This window comes from Neobacillus solisequens, from assembly GCF_051233465.1.
Lineage (GTDB): Bacteria > Bacillota > Bacilli > Bacillales > Cytobacillaceae > Neobacillus.
Genome location: NZ_JBKFGJ010000022.1, coordinates 68484 through 87468, shown reverse-complemented (window position 1 = coordinate 87468; position 18985 = coordinate 68484). Strand labels below are relative to the sequence as shown.

The window sequence follows — 18985 nt, the reverse complement described above, 5'->3', positions numbered from 1 at the left end:
AAAAAGGACATATTAATCCTATTCTTCAGGTTCAACATTTATTCGTTTATTCGAATCATGTTCTGAAAAATAAGATTATAATTTCATCGGCCCTTGGTTCATTCCTTTTCGTTTAGTACTTTATATTTTATTAAAATTGGAATAAATATGTCAATGGTTTCGGAAGAAAATTACCAAGAACCCTTATTGAATAACTCTTCTTCATGTAATCCTTCTTATTGGTCGCCAAAAGGACTTATTGAAGACTTTTTCTTTCAAACTTCGATCTGACTGATTGCCAAGAGGCCTTATTAAATACATCTTCATCCCATTCTCTATCTGAACGGTCGCTAAGAGGACCTCTTGAAGACCTCCTCTCACTATTTCTATCTGAACGGTCGCCAAGAGGACCTCTTGAACACCTCCTCTCACTATTTCTATCTGAACGGTCGCCAAGAGGACCTCTTGAACACCTCTTATTCCCATTCTCAATTTGAACGGTCGTCAATGCAGAACTAAACGCTGAAAACTTAAACAAAAAAACCCACCATGCAATTAAAAGCATGATGGGTCTTCCCTAAGGATATTATCCCTGTAATTTTTCGCGAAGTACCATTTGCAGGATACCGCCGTGACGGTAGTAGTCAATTTCAACTTCTGAGTCGAAGCGAACAATTACTTCGAATTCTTTCTTGCCACCGTTTTCATCAACAGCTGTTACTTTTATAAGATCGCGTGGTTTTACATTTTCATCCACTTGAACTTCAAAGGTTTCTTTACCAGTTAAACCAAGTGATTCTGCACTGTCACCATCTTTAAATTGAAGTGGAAGCACACCCATCAAAACTAGGTTTGAACGGTGAATACGCTCGAAACTTTCAGCAAGAACTGTCTTGATTCCTAATAGGTTTGTACCTTTTGCTGCCCAGTCACGGGATGAACCCATACCGTAATCTTTACCTGCAAGAACCATTAAGCCTGTTCCTTGTTCTTTATACTTCATGCAAGCATCAAAAATGGACATAACTTCGCCTGTTGGCCAATAAGTTGTGACGCCACCTTCAGTGCCTGGTGCGATTTGGTTACGGATACGAATGTTTGCAAAAGTACCACGCATCATAACTTCGTGGTTACCACGACGAGAACCGTAAGAGTTAAAGTCACGAAGTTGAACACCTTTTTCTAACAGATATTTTCCGGCTGGAGTATTTTTACCAATAGCTCCTGCTGGTGAAATATGGTCAGTTGTAACAGAATCTCCGAACTTACCAACAATACGAAGTCCTGCTAATGGCTTCACTTCGTCTGGATCTGGTGATAGGCCCTCGAAGAATGGAGGATTTTGGATGTAAGTAGAATCCGCATCCCAAGTATATAACGGCTCATTGCTTGTTTTGATTTCATTCCAACGTTCATTGTCACCAAATACATTCTCATATTCTCTACGGAACAATTCTGGTGTAACAGTACGTTTTACAACATCATTCACTTCAGCAGTTGTTGGCCAAATATCATTGAAGAATACATCTTTTCCATCTTTATCTTTACCAATTGGCTCTTTAGCAAAATCAATGTTAACGGTACCAGCTAATGCATAAGCCACAACTAATGGTGGTGAAGCAAGGTAGTTAGCTTTTACAAGTGGATGAATACGTCCTTCAAAGTTACGGTTACCTGAAAGAACAGATGTAACTAATAGATCATTTTCTGCGATTGTTTTCTCGATTTCTTCTTTTAATGGACCAGAGTTACCGATACATGTAGTACAGCCGTAACCTACAAGATTGAAGCCGATTTGCTCAAGGTATGGTAGTAAGCCAGAATCACGTAGGTAACCAGTAACAACCTTAGATCCTGGAGCCAATGAAGTTTTAACAAACTTTGGAACTTCCATGCCTAATTCCACTGCTTTTTTCGCTACTAATCCAGCACCTACTAGTACATATGGGTTAGAAGTGTTTGTACAGCTAGTGATAGAAGCAATTGCTACAGCACCTGTTTTAATTTCAGTTTCGTCGCCATTATTAAATTTAATAGTAGCAGACTTTTCAAGTTCATCAGCCTGTAAGCCGAAGCCTTGGTTTCCTTGAGGAGCAGAAACAGCCTGAACGAATTCTTCTTTCATTTTTGAAAGTGGAATTAAATCTTGTGGACGCTTAGGGCCAGACAGATTTGCTTCAATTTCTTCAAGGTTAATTTCAATTACATCTGTATACACCGGTTCTTCAGATGGATTGAAGAATAAACCATTAGCTTTACAATATTGTTCAACGACTTTAATACCTTCTTCGTCGCGACCAGTTAAACGCATATATTCAAGGGATTCATCGTCAATAGGGAAGAATCCGCAAGTTGCACCGTATTCTGGAGCCATGTTGGCAATTGTTGCACGGTCAGCAAGTGGAAGTGAAGATACTCCAGGGCCGAAATACTCAACGAATTTACCAACTACACCATGTTTACGAAGAATTTGAGTCACTTTAAGCGCAAGGTCAGTTGCAGTGGCACCATTTGGAAGTTCGCCAGTTAATTTAACCCCAACAACTTCTGGAACTGGGAAATATGAAGGCTGGCCAAGCATTCCTGCTTCTGCCTCGATACCGCCTACGCCCCAACCAAGAACACCTAGACCATTGATCATAGTTGTATGGGAGTCAGTTCCTACTAAAGTATCTGGGTACGCTTCTAATTCGCCGTCTACTTCAGCAACATGAACAACATCAGCCAAAAACTCAAGGTTAACTTGGTGAACGATCCCAGTTGCTGGCGGAACAGCACGATAATTGTTGAATGCTTTTTGCGCCCAGCTTAAGAACTGATAACGCTCAGCATTACGCTCGAATTCTAAATCCATGTTTACTTTTAATGCATTGTCAGAACCATATGCATCAACCTGTACAGAGTGGTCGATAACAAGATCTACTGTTTTTTCAGGATTGATTTTATCAGGGTCGCCACCTAAGTCAGCCATTGCTTTTCTTAAGGAAGCAAGGTCAACAACTGCTGGAACTCCAGTAAAGTCTTGCAGAATAACACGGGATGGCTTGAATGGTACATCAACCTCTTTAAGCTCATCTGTTCCCCATTTTGCTAAGTTTTCAACATGTTCTTTTGTAATGACACGGCCATCATATTGGCGAAGTACTGATTCAAGCAGCACTTTTACAGAGTAAGGTAATTTTGAAACCTTGCCGATTCCTGCTTCTTCTAAAGCATTCAAACGGTAATAGTGATACGTTTTTCCATCCACATCGAAAGAAGAACGTGCGTGAAACACATCGTTTTTCACCATGTTTAAATAACCCCCTTATTCGTTTTAAAAAAATTTTAATAAATGTAAGTCGAAAAGTTTGAATATTCCCATCTGGTAAAACTTTTCTCACAATTCAATCTTAATACAACCGATTACATAAGTAAATAACAAGAAAGTTATTGCGATTGATAAGTTTTTCTTATGACTTTTATGTATTTCATTCGAAATATTGCGAAAACATTATTATTACCTATGTTATGTTGTATTAGTTCCACCACGGGATTTCAACTATTATTATGGCAAAAAAATTATTATTTGTCATTTATTTCGCACAAATGGAAAAAGTAAATTTATCAGGAGGTGAAGGATGATGTCGAAACGTAGAGCAAACCATATTATCCCTGGTGCAAACGCTGCCAAGTCCCAAGGAATGGGTACAGGCTATAATGAGGAAATCGCCAGTGAACCCTTAACGGAAATGGAAAAACAAAACAATAAAAAGAGAAAAAAGAACCAATAAAGTAAAAAAAAGCGGGTTTGATTTACCCGCTTTTTTCCATTTATTCGTATTGATTTACTTCTGATACCATCTGTCTTAAATCCTGCTGAAATCTTTCAAGCTGGGCTCTTTGATGGTCTGATGCTACTTCAAGTGCATTTTCGATTTGCTGATAAGCTTCATTCACTTCATTTTTTAAGTGTTTTAATTGATGGCCATAGCTGGCACTATCAGTAACGATGGTTTCATAAAGTCCCTGTGCCTCTTCGTATCCCTGCTGGGCAGCATGAAACGCCTGTTGTTTGTCTTTGTTGTATGGAAATTTTTGCATTGAAACAAGTTCCTCCTTCAATTTTGTTATCTTTTAAACTGTACAGAAGTGAAAAAAATATTCAGCATAAAAAGACTTAATCACTGCATTCTAACTAATGAGGAGGGATGATCATGAACAAAAACGATGGTACAGATATGAGAAAAAATGCTCCGAAGCAATCTGGACAGCCGGAGCCATTAAGCGGTTCGAAAAAAGTAAAGAACCGTAACCACACTCGTCAAAAACATAATTCACATCACGATATGTAATAACCAGAAGTTTAAAGTGAAAAAACGCTCCCTGCGATTGCGGGAGCGAATTATTTCTATTGAATTGTAACTAATGCTTCCAGGAGAATTTTTTCCTCTTCAGGAGTGACGGTTCGTAAATCAATTAAATATTCATCCTTTTGAATCCTGCCGATGATGGCAGGTTTTGTTTCGGTACGAAGGTTACGGCCTAATTGTTCTGCTGTCAGTTTGTTATGTATCAAAGCGATTACCTTTGTAGGCAGTTCAACATCCGGCATGGTGCCGCCGCCGACTTGACTCATATCCTGAACAATTTTTGTCACATAACTACCTGTTCTTTGTAATAAATTTGTAACAAATGTTTGAGATCTTTCGTCTAATTCATGAACGGATTTAAGCAAATCTCGAATGGTTGGGATATTCTGCATGGCTTTTTCTCCCCGGGCATAATCTATTAATGTACCCTCTAGTGCCGCAAGAGTCATTTTATCCACTCTTACCACCCGGGCCAACTGATGTTTTTTTAGTTGATCAATAATCACTTTTTTCCCTACAATAATTCCTGCCTGAGGGCCGCCTAACAGCTTGTCTCCACTAAACGTAACAACATCTGCCCCCATTTCTATAACCTCACGTACAACCGGTTCGTCACCAATACCATGATTTCTGAAGTCATATAAGACGCCGCTGCCCAAATCCTCATAAAAAATAACATCTTCTTGTTGATGCGCAAGTTCAATCAATTCTTCCGTTTCAACTGATTTTGTAAAACCAATCACTTTAAAATTACTTGTATGTACCTTCATGATAATAGCCGTGTCGGGACTAATCGCTTTTTCATAATCATATAAATGAGTTTTATTGGTTGTCCCAACCTCAACCAGGTTCGCACCGCTTTCCTCCATAATCGATGAAATTCGGAATGATCCACCGATTTCAACAAGCTGACCTCTTGATACAATGACTTCTTTATTTTTCGCAAGTGCTCTCAACACTAAATACACTGCAGCAGCGTTGTTATTAACCACCATTGCTGCTTCAGCACCTGTGATTTTCCGCACCAAAGCTTCTACATGACTGTGTCGCGAACCACGTTCTCCTTCTGGCAAATTATATTCTAAGTTGGAATAACCTCGTGAGATGTCCGCTACATGTTGAATCGCCGCTTCACTTAATCTGGCTCTGCCAAGATTAGTATGTAAGATGGTTCCAGTTGCGTTGATTACTTTTTCTAATGTAAAGGAGAATTGCTGAGTCACTTTATCTTTTAAATTGCTAAAAATGATGTCAATAAAATGTTCCGTTCCTGGAAACGAATCTTTCCATTGACCAGTGATAAGGGACTGTCTGATTTGTTCTAGTACCTCTTTAAGATGCCTGGTAAGTTGAACATAATCTAGATTAGACTCTTCTAAGATCATTAGAAACTTCTGGTGATTTTGCAATTCATGGACAGGGGGGATGGATCGCAAGTATTCCTTCAAAGTGATAACTCCTTTACTATTGTTTCAATAGGACTATTATATCACTTTTTCACCCTTTTTCGTCTCCAAGAATAAACTGAACCTATCAAGGGGGAAATAGATTTGAAAAAGAAAAAAATGATACCTCAATACGATTGGGTTGATCACGAGCGAATGGAACAGTGGCTAAAAAAATATTTTTTAGATCCGCTAACTACCTATTATGATCAAAACCAATTTCGCATTGATCTATATGAAACCGACCATGATTGGATTGTGGAGGCTTCTTTAAATGAATTTTGCAGCTCTGAAATACTTGTAAAAGTTGAAGGCACACAGTTAATGATTACTGCCCAAAAGAACGGCTATTCCACTCCATCTCAGTTCCCAAAACGAGTTCGAATTATTACCCTCCCCTTTCTTGTCATCCATCATGATGTTCATGCCGCTTTTCAAAATGGAACATTGGAAATCTTCATTTCCAAATTAAATAAAGGTTTAGGAAAAAATCGCTATATTACGTTGCCATAGCTTTCTTTTTTTATTGTAGTTTACATAATAATATTATTAGTCCAAAAATAAAGGCCCTCATTTCCGTTATGAAGGGCCACTTTTTTATTTTTTTGAGATGATTTGAATCATTTCTTCTGTATCCGGGAAAATACCCGTTTCATGTTTGGAGTATATTTTTTCCCCATTCACTGTTACTTCAAAGACTCCTCCAGATGCTGGGATCAACTCCAATTTTTCAATGTCTCTCCGAAAATGATTGAATAGCTCTTCCGCGAAACTCGCAGCTTTAGGTGCATAATTTCATTGCATACAAAACTCAACAACAATATGATAGTTCTTCATGTTATCCTCCTATATTTTGTTAATATTGTTATGGTAGGAATAGTTTATCCATTTCTGTTATTTTCCGCAAATCTTTTGCTCCTATAGTGCGGATTAGGGTAGACAAGTGTATACTACTATAATGGAGGTGTACTTATGAGTGAACAAGAAAAAATCCGCTTAACCTCTCTTTCAACAAAAGCTGGCTGAGGTTGCAAGATTGGTCCAGAGGACCTGACGCAAGTATTGCGTCTTTTACCAAAACAAGAACCTGTACCGGAATTACTTGTTGGAAATGAAACAAGTGATGATGCCGGAGTCTATAAACTGACTGATTCCATAGCACTAATACAAACCGTTGATTATTTTACACCAATAGTTGATGACCCTTATATGTTTGGGCAAATCGCTGCAGCGAACTCATTAAGTGATGTGTATGCAATGGGCGGTGAACCAAAGACAGCTTTAAATATCGTGGGTTATCCCATTAAAAAGCTTGGTCCCGATATGTTAGCAGAAATTATGCGCGGTGCTGCAGATAAAGTAAAAGAAGCGGGAGCCATCACTTTAGGTGGCCATTCTATTGATGATCAGGAGCCAAAGTTCGGTTTATCTGTTACTGGGCTTGTACACCCTGAAAAGGTCTGGAAAAATGTTGGGGCCAAACCGGGAGATTTATTGATTTTAACTAAGCCGATCGGGGTTGGCATTCTAACAACAGGAATCAAAAGAAGTGCCGTTACTCCTGAACAGGAAAAAGAAGTGACGGATACGATGGCGATGTTGAACAAGACAGCTGCTCAAACCTTATTCCCTTACCACCCTCATGCTGTAACGGATATTACCGGATTTGGTCTGCTTGGACATAGCAGTGAAATGGCTCGCGGCAGTGAGGTTAGCATTGAAATTTCCCTCGCCCAGGTTCCGATACTTGATGGAACTCTTGAATTGGCAAAAATGGGAGTCGTACCAGGAGGATCTAAATCCAACCATAAATGGTTGCATGATGATATTATTTACGAGGGTATTTTACCTGAGGAACAACTGGTGCTATGTGATGCTATCACATCGGGTGGTCTTTTAGTTTCAATTAGTGAAGAAGAAGCTGTGCAGTATGTAAATGACATGCATGCGAAGGGTTTAAACCATGTATCAATTATTGGGCGAGTAATCGAGAAACAGGACAAACTAATTTATGTAAAAAAATAACAGCGAGGCATTAGCGCCACGCTGTTTTTTTCATTCAACCCGGAATTCTCATTTGCATGTTTGGACGTAGTTTTTCAATCATGTCCATAGTCATTTTGTCTAAATCATAATCGAATTTAAAGCCCCACTCTTCTTTTGCAGCAGTCGAATCAATAGAGTTCGGCCAGCTCTCAGCAATCTTTTGACGGACTGGGTCCACCTGATATGAAATCTTAAAACCTGGTATATATTTAGCAATGCTCGCAGCAATTTCTTCCGGATCAAAGCTCATGGCACTGACATTGAAGGAATTGCGATGAATTAATTTGGTTGAATCGGCTTCCATTAAGTCAACAATGGCCTGTAACGCATCTGGCATATACATCATGTCCATGTAAGTACCTTTATCTATATAGGAAGTATATCGGCCATTTTTAACAGCTTCGTAATAAATTTCAACCGCGTAATCGGTTGTGCCGCCGCCAGGAGGTGTAACATAAGAAATTAAGCCTGGGAAACGTAATCCCCTGGTATCTACCCCAAATTTTTGAAAATAATAATCAGCTAATAATTCTCCTGCTACTTTGTTAACCCCATACATCGTAGTAGGACGCATGATTGTATCTTGCGGAGTATCATCTTTAGGAGTAGTTGGTCCAAATGCTCCAATTGAACTCGGCGTGAAAAATTGCGCCTTCATTTCTTTTGCGGTCTCTAACGCATTTAATAAACCGCCCATGTTCAAATTCCAGGCAAATAACGGCCTTGCTTCGGCTGTTGCTGATAAAAGTGCAGCTAAATGCATCACCGTATCAACTTTATATTTTTGGGCTACTTCACCCATTCTATTTAAATCTGTGACATCTAAGACCTCAAATGGTCCGCTTTGTGCGGCCTCACTGTCATTCTTTTTGATATCTGTGGCAATAACATTATCGGCTCCATAAATCTCTCTTAGCTTTAAGGTTAGTTCAGAACCAATTTGTCCGAGTGCACCGGTAATTAAAATTCGTTTCATGTTGATTCTCCATCCTCTGCTATTAAATAATACCCATTTCCTTGCCTACTTTTTCATAAATAGAGATGGCTTTGTCAAGCATTTCCGTGGTATGAGCGGCTGTTGGCATATTTCGAACGCGGCCTGTTCCCTTTGGTACAGTTGGGAAAACGATGGCTTTGGCATATACCCCTTCTTCATTTAAACGTCTGCTAAATTGCTGAGCGATCGTTTCCTCTCCAATTATACAAGGAGTGATTGGGGTTTCACTTTTCCCTATATTAAATCCAAGTTCTTTAAGTCCCTTTTTCAAATAGTTGCCATTTTCCCATAGTTTTTGGTTCAATTCAGTGCTTTCCATTAGGATTTCAATGGCACGCTTACTTGCAGCCACATCTGCAGGTGTCAAAGAGGTCGAAAATAGGAATGGACGGCTTCGCACCTTTAACCAGTCAATCAGATTCCTTCTACCTGCCACGTATCCGCCAACAACCCCGATTGCCTTTGACAAAGTCCCGATTTGGAAATCAATTTTATCAGACAAGCCAAAATGTTTAACGGTTCCTGCTCCATCGCCAAGAACACCGGAGCCATGGGCATCGTCAACATATGTAATCAAATCAAATTCTTCAGCAATTTTCACAATTTCCGGCAATAAAGCAATATCCCCATCCATGGAGAAAACTCCATCTGTAATCACCATAATTTTATTATATTGCCCAGATTCCTTTGCTTCCTTCGCTTTTGCGCGTAAATCTGCCATATCAGAATGGTTAAAACGAATGATTTTTGCTTTTGACAGACGGCAACCATCAATAATCGATGCATGATTTAATTCATCAGATAAAATCGCATCATGTTGATCCATTACCGCAGAAATCGCTGCCATATTACAATTAAAACCAGATTGATAAGCTATTGCTGCTTCTGTATGCTTAAATTCAGCTAATTTTTCCTCTAATTCTACATGAAGTTTAAGTGTTCCGTTAATGGTCCGTACGGCACCGGCACCAACCCCATATTTTTCAATTGCTTCTGTAGCGGCTTGTTTCAAACGTTCGTCAGTGGCTAAACCAAGATAGTTATTTGAAGACAAGTTCACTAAATCTCTTCCATTTATCTTTATAATAGGACCATTAGGGCTTTCTAATGGGTCAATAACATTGTAAAGACCCTTTCCCTTCAAATCTTCAAGATTCTCATTTAAAAATTGCTCCAAAATATGACTCGACACACCCAGTTCCCCCTTTATTTATGTTCTTCAAAAATACATTTGTCCATCTAGGGCGGACAGTTAAAACACCTTTAAATGGCTATTTTAAAGGATTTCTTACCTATACTTTATCATATTTTTTCAATAGTGTTCATGTCAAGTGGACAAAAGCCTAAAATTTTTTTGTTATAATTAGATTATCCATTTCCTAATGGATTAAAATGAAAAAAAGTTCGTATACAAGAACAAAAAATAAGAACCTATCCAACAATTCTGGATAGGTCCTTATTTTATATTTTATATTTTATATTCCTGTAGGCCAGTTGGCTAATAACCGTTCGCTTTTTTCCCTTTTTGTCGTTAATAAATACTCAATCGATTGACAGAGAAATTTACGGGTTTCATGAGGTTGAATGATATCATCAATTAGATGTTTTGCTGCGGCTATATAAGGTGAGGAGTCGAATGACCAGAGCTCGAGCAATTTTCTTCTCTCTTCCGCAGGATTTTCTGCACGAGCCAACTCACGACCGAATACAACATTCACGCCCACCTCAGGACCGGTAAAATTTATTTCGGCTGTTGGCCAAGCCACGATTAAATCTCCACCCATCCCGGGACCGCACATATTTCCATAGGCTGCACCAATACTTTTCCGGATGACGACGGATATTTTCGGAACTGTTGACAAAGCTAAAGCTTGATTCCACACCATAATTTTTGTCGGCATTTTTGCCTTTTCTGCTTCGCTGCTGATTCGAAAACCTGGGGTATCATGAAGAAAAATGAGTGGTATATGGTAGGAGTCGCAAAGGCAAATAAATTCGGTCGCTTTTTGACATTCATGCGGCCCTGGAGCCCCTGCAAATTGATTTGGCTGGTTGGCAATAATCCCAACCACATGGCCATTCATATGAGCAAATGCTGTAATGAGCCCCCTTCCGAATTTCTGTTGAAACTCATAGAAGATTCCCTCATCAACCAACACTTTGATGATTTTTTTCATATCATAAACTCGATTACTTTGCTGCGGTAAAATTGAGTATACTTCTTCTATACTCCTATAAGGGTCATCTGTTGAAGGTTTCATTTGTGGTCGTTCACTAGCATTTTGCGGCATGTAGGAAAAATAGGTCTTTAATTGTTCCATGCACTCCTCTTCAGTCTCACCATCATCATCAATTTGTCCTGTAAAACGATGGTGAATGTCCACTCCTCCCAATTCTTCAGGAGTTAATTTTTGACCGTTTGCCAGTTCAAGCATTCGGGGTCCAGCTATGGCCATACAAGTTCCCTGAAGTTGAGTCACAAAGTCAGATGAAACAGCCCACCAGGTTGGACCACCAAAACTATCACCTAATATGGCCGACATCGTTGGCACCTGACGATGAACGGTTAACATCTCACGCGGGAACAATTTGTCACTAATCCCATCAGAGCCCATTCCATCTGGCATCCTTAACCCCCCACCTTCATTAAGCGAGAAAATCGGGAGACCGTTTTTCAAAGCAAATTCATGTATGCTCTTTGATTTTCTGATATGAACATTGCCTTCCGTTCCGGCAAATACCGTTTTATCCCCTGCAATAATGACTGCTGATCTACCGTTCACCTTGCCAATTCCACCGATTAACCCATCACCATAGCTTTTATTCTCAGACCCTTTTACATCAGAAGTATTTAACATTCCTAGTTCCATAAAACTATCCTGGTCAACAAATTGATGGATTCGTTCTCGAGCCGTTAACAAACCGCGCTCATGCTGGGCAGCTATTTTATCCGGTCCTCCTCCTAATAAAGCCGCCTCTTTTCTGGATTGTAATTCATCCGCCATCCGCTTTAATTCGTCCATCCCCATTCCTCCAATTCCCTTATCATCTACCTTATTAAACAAAAAGAGAAAGAAAAAGGCCCAAATCTGAGCCTTTGCATCTATCTTTACTTCAAGCTCACTTTTATAAATCGTAAAGCTTGGTTATTAATATTTTCAATTGCCTCCAGATATTCTGTTTCTAATCGAGTAATAATATCAGCCGCAGTTTCAATCCGATTAATGGCTCCAACACCATGTCCCGCAGACCAAATATCTCTCCAAGCTTTCGCATTGGTTTCCTTCTGCATGTCATTAAAATCAACTTTTTCTTTTTTTACTAGTTGTTCAGGGTCAAGGCCTGCTTTTCGAATACTCGGTTTCAGCATATTAGCTTTTACACCAGAAAACGCATCAGTTAAAATAATGTCCTCCTGAGTAGACTCAACCAGCATTTGTCGATAATCATGATTTGCCATGCTCTCTGTCGCCACAATAAATCTTGTCCCCATGTAAGCAAGGTCAGCTCCTGCAGCCTGAGCGGCAAGAATTCCTTTCCCCGTTGAAATGGAACCTGCTAATACGATAATTCCATCCCAGAAAGTTCGAACCGTATCAATAAAGGCAAACCCATTCAGTTGGCCAGCATGGCCGCCTGCTCCACTTGAAACAAGGATTAGGCCATCAACACCTGCATTTGCTGCTTTTTTGGCGAAATTGATATCGCTTACATCTGAAAAGACAAGTCCACCATATCCATGAACCATTTTTACCACCTTCTTAGGATTTCCTAGTGAAGTAATGACTAAAGGAGGCTGATGTTTTTGAATTAAAGATAGTTCTTCTTCAAGGCGACCATATGAGCTATGTACAACCATGTTCATTGCCCATGGTGCTATTCTTTGTTGAGGATCCTTTTTCTGGGCCTCTTCAAGCTCTGTTTTTATTTCTCCCATCCACTGATCAAGGACTTCAATCGGCCGCGCATTTGGCGCTGGAAACGAACCAATGATCCCATTTAAACAACAGTTTTTAACTAAATCGGTGCCTGACACCAAAAACATCGGTGCAGAGATGACAGGTAAGCGAAGTTGATTTAACCATTCCTCTGGAAGTGATCTTTTCATTCTTTCACTCCTTAATTTAGAATTTTCAGAAACATTAACAATTTAATAGTACTGGATAATGAATGAATGTTCAATCACTTTTTTTAAAAATAAAACGAAGCTACTGTGAGCTTCGTAGTAAATTATTAAGTAACTCAGCAACATTATTTGAAACAATGGCACGAGCATTTCTTGCAACTGCCTGTCCAGTATTAGTTCCTCCAGAGCCTGTTTGAGAATTCGTAATTGAAATCGGAGATATACAGATAGCCCCGCCAAAGTTTACAATACCGCCTGAAATCGTTCCGATCGACACTCCATCTCGGTTTAAAACCACGATTCTCCCCCTTTATATTATTTTTATTATCATATGTACAAGTTCAGCTGGTTGCATAAACAAATTCATTAATGAAGCACAGTTTATTTTTCAAATTGCATTGTGGCTGCCTTTTCAATTTGACAGATCCATTTATAGTATCCCAACAGAATGAGCAAAAGAATCGGGTCTAAAATGGCTGCATGCCACAGCTTCCACCAACCATAATGAAAATATCCCCATGGTGAAGGAAGCAAGGTTACCAATTCGTAAAGTAAGATAAAAATATAAAAACAAATGAAATATATCATTTTATGAAGAAAGGTCTTATGAAATGGAAACAAACTTAAAAAAACCGTATTAACCGGAGGGACTAAAATGATATGGGGCAATAACCCCGAAAAATCAATTTCTTTATCAAAGTACCAGTACCCATGATATTTAAATTCAACAAATAGATCAAACAAAGACTGGGAAGTAATGGTAAACATCCAGATATGAACCAGTTGATTGGTCGAAAGGCGATTTTTTTTTATGGCGACAATATTAAAAATAATGATAGCGATTAGTAATCCTAGCATAGTAAATTCCTTTTTATTATAAAAATTCCCATAAATCCTCTCTACTATGCATATTAAAAGATTCAAAAGTTTGAAACAAAACCTTTCTGATTTCCTATAAAAATCTAGCCGTAATTGGAAAAACTCTATTATGATTTTAAACAAATGAATTTGTATTTATCGGAAATTCATTTGATTTGTCATATAACTTATCGATAAAATCGATTTAATGACAATGAACAAATAGATAAATTGAATTTAAACTAGGTATAGCTCCATTTATAATGAGTAAGGTTATGATTATATTCTAATATACAGCTAAGGAGAAATTGCATATGAAAAAATGGCTTTCTATTCTCGTTCTTGCGATGCTTGTCTTTCCATTAGCCGCTTGTGGCCAAAAAGATGAAAAGAAAAGTGAAGGTAAAAAAGAATCCACTCCAAAAACGGACGAGGTCTTCAAAATTGGAGCGATTCCTGACCAAAATGCAGCTGACCTTGATAAAGGAATGACTGCAACTGCTAAATATTTAAGTGAAAAAACAGGGTTAAAAGTTGAATTTGTCCCTTCTGTTGATTATTCAGCCTTGGTTACTGCTTTCCAACGCGGTGAAATTCATATGGCTTGGTTTGGCGGCTTAACGAGTGTTCAAGCAAGAAACCTGGTCCCAGATGCAGAATCGATTGTCCAACGTCCTCGCGACGCGGAATTCCATTCCGTATTTATTACTAAGGCAAATTCCAATATTACAAAATTGGCGGATTTAAAAGGTAAATCGTTTACCTTTGGTAGTGAAAGCTCCACCTCAGGCCACTTAATGCCACGCTACTACCTTACTGAAGCAGGTATTAATCCGGATCGTGACTTTGACGGTAAACCTAATTATTCTGGTTCCCATGATGCAACCTACAAATTAGTTGAATCCGGTGCATTTAAAGCAGGTGCTTTAAATGAAGCTGTATGGCAGGCTGCTGTTAAAGAAGGAAAAGTTGATGGTAATAAGGTGAAAGTATTTTATACCACACCAGCTTATTATGATTACAACTGGACTATAAACAGTAATGTTGAGGAAGTATTTGGAAAAGGCACAAAGAAAAAAGTAAAAGATGCTCTGTTATCAATCACCAGCGAGCAAACGGACATTGCAAATTTATTCCAAACCGATCAATTCGTGGAAACTAAAAATGCTAACTATAAAAAGATTGAAAAAGTTGCAAGAGATTTGAAGATTATTAAATAGAAGGATGAAGTTACAAATGTCTTCAAAAAATAGGATTGAAGCGAAAAACTTAACAAAACACTTTGAGCGGAAGATAGCTTTATCTTCCCTTTCTTTTTCTGTTAAACAGGGTGAATTAATCGCCTTAATTGGTCCAAGTGGTGCCGGAAAGACTACTCTACTGAATTCTATTGCCGGAATTGAACCCCTCTCTAACGGAGAATTGCTAATTGATGGCTTCCCCCTTTCCTATTATAAAAAAGGAAAGATTTTCGCAAAAAAAGTGGGGGTTATTCGTCAACAATTCGACCTAATTGGTTCATTGGCTGTCATTCATAATGTATTAGCGGGAAAATTATCAGAATGGAGCACGATCAAATCATTATTTTCTTTGTTGGTTCCCCAGGAAAAAGAGACAGCATTAAAAGCCTTGCAACGAGTGGGATTACAAGGGAAAGAATACGAAATGACTTCCACCCTCTCTGGTGGAGAACAGCAGAGGGTTGCCATGGCCAGATTAATGGTTCAAAATCCGGAAATTATCTTAGCCGATGAACCTGTTGCTTCCCTTGATCCAGCGCGTTCTGAAGATATTTTAGCCATGCTGACTTCTATTGTAAAAGAGAAACAGCTGACCTTAATTACTAGCTTGCATTCAGTGGAATATGCCAGAAAATATTTTACAAGAATTATCTCTATGAAGAACGGAGAAATTTTCTTTGATTTGCCAACGGAACAAGTAACTGATCATCTTTTGACACAGCTGTACCACATAAGAAGCGGTGTTAATGAATGAAATTAACTTCTGTTATACGACATCATAACCGCTTTTTACTTTCATTATTGCTAAACGCCGTATTTGTGTGGAGTCTATTTTCAATAAAATGGAATTCAGATTTAGTCCATTCCGGTGGCATTCCAACCCTTTTACAAATCTTAAAAGGTCTTATTCATCCTGATTTAACCCTTGAAGTATTAGCACTTGGACTGAAATCTGCATGGATTACGCTTGCCTACGCAGTTGCCGGAATGTCACTAGCAGTTGTTTATGCGTTTATCGTAGGTACTCTGGCTTCAGGGGTTATCACATCAACCAAAACTTCACGGATCGTATCAAAAATCTGCTTTAGGGGTATTTTAGGATTCACCCGATCCATTCATGAGCTGATCTGGGCATGGCTCTTTGTTGCGGCAATCGGTCTTTCTCCCTACGCGGCGATTTTCTCCCTGGCCATTCCCTATGGGGGAATCCTCGGGCGCATTTTTTCAGATATGTTGAATGATGTTCCTGAAGAACCCATTAAATCCCTAAGATCCGCTGGGGCTTCTAAAATTCAAACGTTGATTTATGGATATTTTCCTTTAGTATGGGCTGACATCATCAGTTACACCATGTACCGATTTGAATGTTCCATTCGATCGTCTGCAATCATGAGCTTTGTCGGACTTGGCGGGCTCGGTTATCAAATACAACTGTCCCTCCGAGATTTAAAATATGACCGGGTATGGACCTTTGTCTTTTTCTTGATTGTCTTAGTCATTTTAGTAGATATTTGGAGTAATGTTGTTCGAACATCACTTATTGAACAAAGAAAACAACGCGGCTTCAGTTATACTTGGGGCTCAGCGATTTTTGCACTTTTATTAATCATTGGTTCCTGGTTGTTTATTTTATTGGGAGAACATGCACTATTCTTTGATTTATTTTCCGATAAAAATTATGAAGCAGCAAAACGGTTTTTTGAAGGTTTAATCGGTGTTAATAATCAGCAGCCCGCTTTTTTAGAAAGAGAAAGTTGGTCTGCTGCATTAAATCTTACTTTGGAAACATTGGAAATGAGTATCATGGCCATCGGCTTCTCCACCATTGCAGCATTTCTTACCGTTATCCCGGCAGCGAGAAACATTGCCAACGGACAATTGACTGGTGATAAGAAATGGTACAATTGGATTTTATATGGAATGGTTCGAATAATGTATATTTTCTCCAGGTCGGTACCCGAGCTTGTTTGGGCGATGATGATCATATTTATTTTTAAACCAGGGCTGTTACCGGGTGCCATTGCCCTTGCCTTGCATAACTTTGGCATTCTCGGCAAGCTGTGGGCAGAAGTCATCGAGGATATGGATGCACAACCCATTCGCAATTTAGCTTCGGCCGGGGCTTCCAAACTAGCGGTTCTGTTTTATGGGATCCTCCCCACCGTTTTACCAAGATTTCTGACTTATATTCTTTATCGGTGGGAAGTCATCATGAGAACAACCATAGTGGTTGGTTTTGTTGGTGCAGGAGGTTTGGGAATGGAATTTAAACTGGCAATGAGTTTTTTCCATTACACAGAAATCACTTTGTTGCTCCTTTGTTATATGGTTCTCGTGATAATTGCCGATTTTGCCTCGGAAAGCACGAGAAAGGCTGTCCGATAAAAAAGTACTAATAAATTCATGGTCTTAATTAACGTTTCAGTCTTGTTAACCGTATTAGAATTCAATAATGAGTTCTAATGCGGTTTTTTGTTGCTACAGTATGATGCGTAGCTAGAAATATGCAATATTATGGAAGATGAAAGACAATACATAAGCCATGAAATTGAAAAAGCGTCATTCATCTTGGGGATGAAGGACTTTTCTCGTTTGCTCAACTAGGAAAGTGGTTTTCATCTTGGGGATGAACGACATTTCTTGATTGCTCAACTAGATAAGTGGTTTTCATCTTGGGGATGAACGACATTTCTTGTTTGCTCAACTAGAAAAGTGGCTTTCATCTTGGGGATGAACGACATTTCTTGTTTGCTCAACTAGAAAAGTGGCTTTCATCTTGGGGATGAAGGACATTTCTTGATTGCTCAACAAGAAAAGTGTCATTCATCTTGGGGATGAAGGACATTTCTTGATTGCTCAACTTTAAAAGTGGCTTTCATCTTGCGGATGAACGACATTTCTTGATTGCTCACCTAAAAAAGTGGTTTTCATCTTGGGGATGAAGGAGATTTCTCATTTGCTCAACTAGAAAAGTGTCCTTCATCGAGTTCTTTTTATAAATTCGAACATATAACCTTCTCTTTCAATTACAAAAGAACTCTTTATTCCTCACGTTTTGAAATACAGCAAAGTAAGTCAACAATTGTGTTAGCACTGGTACCATCATTCTCCTTGTTCGCAGCAAATTCCGTTACTTCCATCCCTTTTACCCTAGGATCACTAAGAATGATGGAAAGTAATTCTTTAGCGTGTTGAAAAGATAAACCTGTCATATTTGGAGAATAAGCGGATGGCATGATGGATTGATCTAAAAGATCGACATCGAAATGGACAAGAATTTTCGCATCTGGTGACATTTCATGTAAAAGGGCAATCACTGGTTCCATATTAGTGTGTTCTAGAATCGGAACCACTTTGAAACCATAATGATTTTGTGTGTTTGAGTTAGGTCCAATGATTGATACATCGGAAGCATTAACCGGCTCCTCCTTCCGCCATACTTTTCGATCCTGAGTTAAGAACCAAAGACCCATTCCTGCAGCTCCTACACAACGGTCCCCGTTAGGTTCAATGCTATCGATATGAGCATCCAATACTAAAAGATGGCTTTTATCGCCAAATACTTTTTGAAAAGCTGTAAACGTCCCTACCTCGATACTGCAATCCCCGCCTAATATTATTGAAAAAAAGTCGGGATCGAAAATCTCATCTGACTTTTCTAAGATGGCATCCCAAACCATTCTTGGAGCTGGCCAATTTCTTATCGGTTCAACATTATGTCTAGGGAGATTACTGAAATCACCAATATCGCCCATATTTTGAACCTGTAATCCTCTTTCTTCTAATTTACCCACTAAATTTCTCTTCAATAAAACCTCTGGAGCCAATTCGGTTCCTTTATATAGGGCACCGGCATTGCTGGGAATGGAAAATATATTTATTTTCAAAAATATCACCTCATATCTAATCGCTATATAATAAGTATATAATTGCTAGCAAAT

Annotated in this window: 18 protein-coding genes; 7 read left to right on the top strand and 11 right to left on the bottom strand. The window is 38.9% G+C overall.

All coding sequences use genetic code 11. From position 1 onward, the window contains the following. Positions 1 to 565: 565 nt before the first annotated feature. Entirely contained in the window at positions 566 to 3271 is a 2706-nt protein-coding gene (gene acnA, locus ACI3K6_RS20565; protein WP_435556300.1) for an aconitate hydratase AcnA, read from the bottom strand. A 331-nt stretch (positions 3272 to 3602) separates the two neighbouring features. Here acnA and sspO point away from each other — a divergent pair, with 331 nt between their 5' ends. Further along, the gene (gene sspO, locus ACI3K6_RS20560; RefSeq protein WP_335482552.1) at positions 3603 to 3752 is read left to right on the top strand and encodes a small acid-soluble spore protein O; all 150 of its coding nucleotides are present in this window, start codon (positions 3603 to 3605) and stop codon (positions 3750 to 3752) included. Positions 3753 to 3792: 40 nt separating this feature from the next. Here the strand turns inward: sspO and ACI3K6_RS20555 are convergent, their stop codons facing one another. Beyond that, complete coding sequence (locus ACI3K6_RS20555) at positions 3793 to 4062, bottom strand: hypothetical protein (protein WP_435556299.1); 270 nt, start codon at positions 4060 to 4062, stop codon at positions 3793 to 3795. 110 nt (positions 4063 to 4172) lie between these two features. On the opposite strand from ACI3K6_RS20555, the gene ACI3K6_RS20550 reads away from it, so the two are divergent. Further along, a complete protein-coding gene (locus ACI3K6_RS20550; protein ID WP_435556353.1) occupies positions 4173 to 4313 on the top strand; it encodes a small acid-soluble spore protein P in 141 nt (46 codons plus the stop codon). Positions 4314 to 4369: 56 nt separating this feature from the next. Here the strand turns inward: ACI3K6_RS20550 and selA are convergent, their stop codons facing one another. After that, positions 4370 to 5779 (bottom strand): L-seryl-tRNA(Sec) selenium transferase, encoded by a 1410-nt coding sequence (gene selA, locus ACI3K6_RS20545; protein WP_435556298.1) that lies wholly within the window; start codon positions 5777 to 5779, stop codon positions 4370 to 4372. A gap of 102 nt (positions 5780 to 5881) precedes the next feature. Between selA and ACI3K6_RS20540 the strand changes: the two genes are divergently transcribed. Further along, complete coding sequence (locus ACI3K6_RS20540; RefSeq protein WP_435556297.1) at positions 5882 to 6289, top strand: Hsp20/alpha crystallin family protein; 408 nt, start codon at positions 5882 to 5884, stop codon at positions 6287 to 6289. 84 nt (positions 6290 to 6373) lie between these two features. On the opposite strand, the gene ACI3K6_RS20535 is transcribed toward ACI3K6_RS20540, so the two are convergent. Further along, a complete protein-coding gene (locus ACI3K6_RS20535) occupies positions 6374 to 6613 on the bottom strand; it encodes an Rdx family protein (protein WP_435556296.1) in 240 nt (79 codons plus the stop codon). A gap of 135 nt (positions 6614 to 6748) precedes the next feature. On the opposite strand from ACI3K6_RS20535, the gene selD reads away from it, so the two are divergent. Then, positions 6749 to 7801 carry a selenide, water dikinase SelD gene (gene selD / locus ACI3K6_RS20530; protein ID WP_435556295.1) on the top strand — a complete coding sequence of 351 codons (1053 nt, stop codon included), beginning with the start codon at positions 6749 to 6751 and terminating at the stop codon, positions 7799 to 7801. Between the two features lie 34 nt (positions 7802 to 7835). On the opposite strand, the gene ACI3K6_RS20525 is transcribed toward selD, so the two are convergent. The 6 genes from ACI3K6_RS20525 to ACI3K6_RS20500 form a co-directional block, all read right to left on the bottom strand. Continuing rightward, the gene (locus tag ACI3K6_RS20525) at positions 7836 to 8798 is read right to left on the bottom strand and encodes an L-threonine 3-dehydrogenase (RefSeq protein ID WP_435556294.1); all 963 of its coding nucleotides are present in this window, start codon (positions 8796 to 8798) and stop codon (positions 7836 to 7838) included. A 22-nt stretch (positions 8799 to 8820) separates the two neighbouring features. Continuing rightward, positions 8821 to 10011 (bottom strand): glycine C-acetyltransferase, encoded by a 1191-nt coding sequence (locus ACI3K6_RS20520; protein WP_335479908.1) that lies wholly within the window; start codon positions 10009 to 10011, stop codon positions 8821 to 8823. Between the two features lie 283 nt (positions 10012 to 10294). Further along, positions 10295 to 11842: an acyl-CoA carboxylase subunit beta gene (locus ACI3K6_RS20515; RefSeq protein ID WP_435556293.1), complete on the bottom strand. Its 1548-nt coding sequence runs from the start codon at positions 11840 to 11842 to the stop codon at positions 10295 to 10297. A gap of 86 nt (positions 11843 to 11928) precedes the next feature. Continuing rightward, positions 11929 to 12927, bottom strand: a complete 999-nt coding sequence (locus ACI3K6_RS20510) for an NAD(P)H-dependent flavin oxidoreductase (RefSeq protein ID WP_435556292.1) — start codon at positions 12925 to 12927, stop codon at positions 11929 to 11931. Between the two features lie 100 nt (positions 12928 to 13027). Continuing rightward, positions 13028 to 13243 (bottom strand): spore germination protein, encoded by a 216-nt coding sequence (locus ACI3K6_RS20505; protein ID WP_435556291.1) that lies wholly within the window; start codon positions 13241 to 13243, stop codon positions 13028 to 13030. A gap of 83 nt (positions 13244 to 13326) precedes the next feature. After that, positions 13327 to 13803 carry a hypothetical protein gene (locus ACI3K6_RS20500; protein WP_435556290.1) on the bottom strand — a complete coding sequence of 159 codons (477 nt, stop codon included), beginning with the start codon at positions 13801 to 13803 and terminating at the stop codon, positions 13327 to 13329. 314 nt (positions 13804 to 14117) lie between these two features. On the opposite strand from ACI3K6_RS20500, the gene ACI3K6_RS20495 reads away from it, so the two are divergent. The 3 genes from ACI3K6_RS20495 to ACI3K6_RS20485 are packed head-to-tail and all read left to right on the top strand — an operon-like array spanning position 14118 to position 17429. Beyond that, complete coding sequence (locus ACI3K6_RS20495) at positions 14118 to 15023, top strand: putative selenate ABC transporter substrate-binding protein (RefSeq protein ID WP_435556289.1); 906 nt, start codon at positions 14118 to 14120, stop codon at positions 15021 to 15023. 16 nt (positions 15024 to 15039) lie between these two features. Next, positions 15040 to 15798: a phosphonate ABC transporter ATP-binding protein gene (locus ACI3K6_RS20490; RefSeq protein WP_435556288.1), complete on the top strand. Its 759-nt coding sequence runs from the start codon at positions 15040 to 15042 to the stop codon at positions 15796 to 15798. Beyond that, complete coding sequence (locus ACI3K6_RS20485; protein ID WP_435556287.1) at positions 15795 to 17429, top strand: PhnE/PtxC family ABC transporter permease; 1635 nt, start codon at positions 15795 to 15797, stop codon at positions 17427 to 17429. The genes ACI3K6_RS20490 and ACI3K6_RS20485 overlap by 4 nt, the downstream gene beginning before the upstream one ends. A 656-nt stretch (positions 17430 to 18085) precedes the next feature. On the opposite strand, the gene ACI3K6_RS20480 is transcribed toward ACI3K6_RS20485, so the two are convergent. Then, positions 18086 to 18931: an arginase family protein gene (locus ACI3K6_RS20480; protein ID WP_435556286.1), complete on the bottom strand. Its 846-nt coding sequence runs from the start codon at positions 18929 to 18931 to the stop codon at positions 18086 to 18088. Between the last annotated feature and the right edge of the window lie 54 nt (positions 18932 to 18985).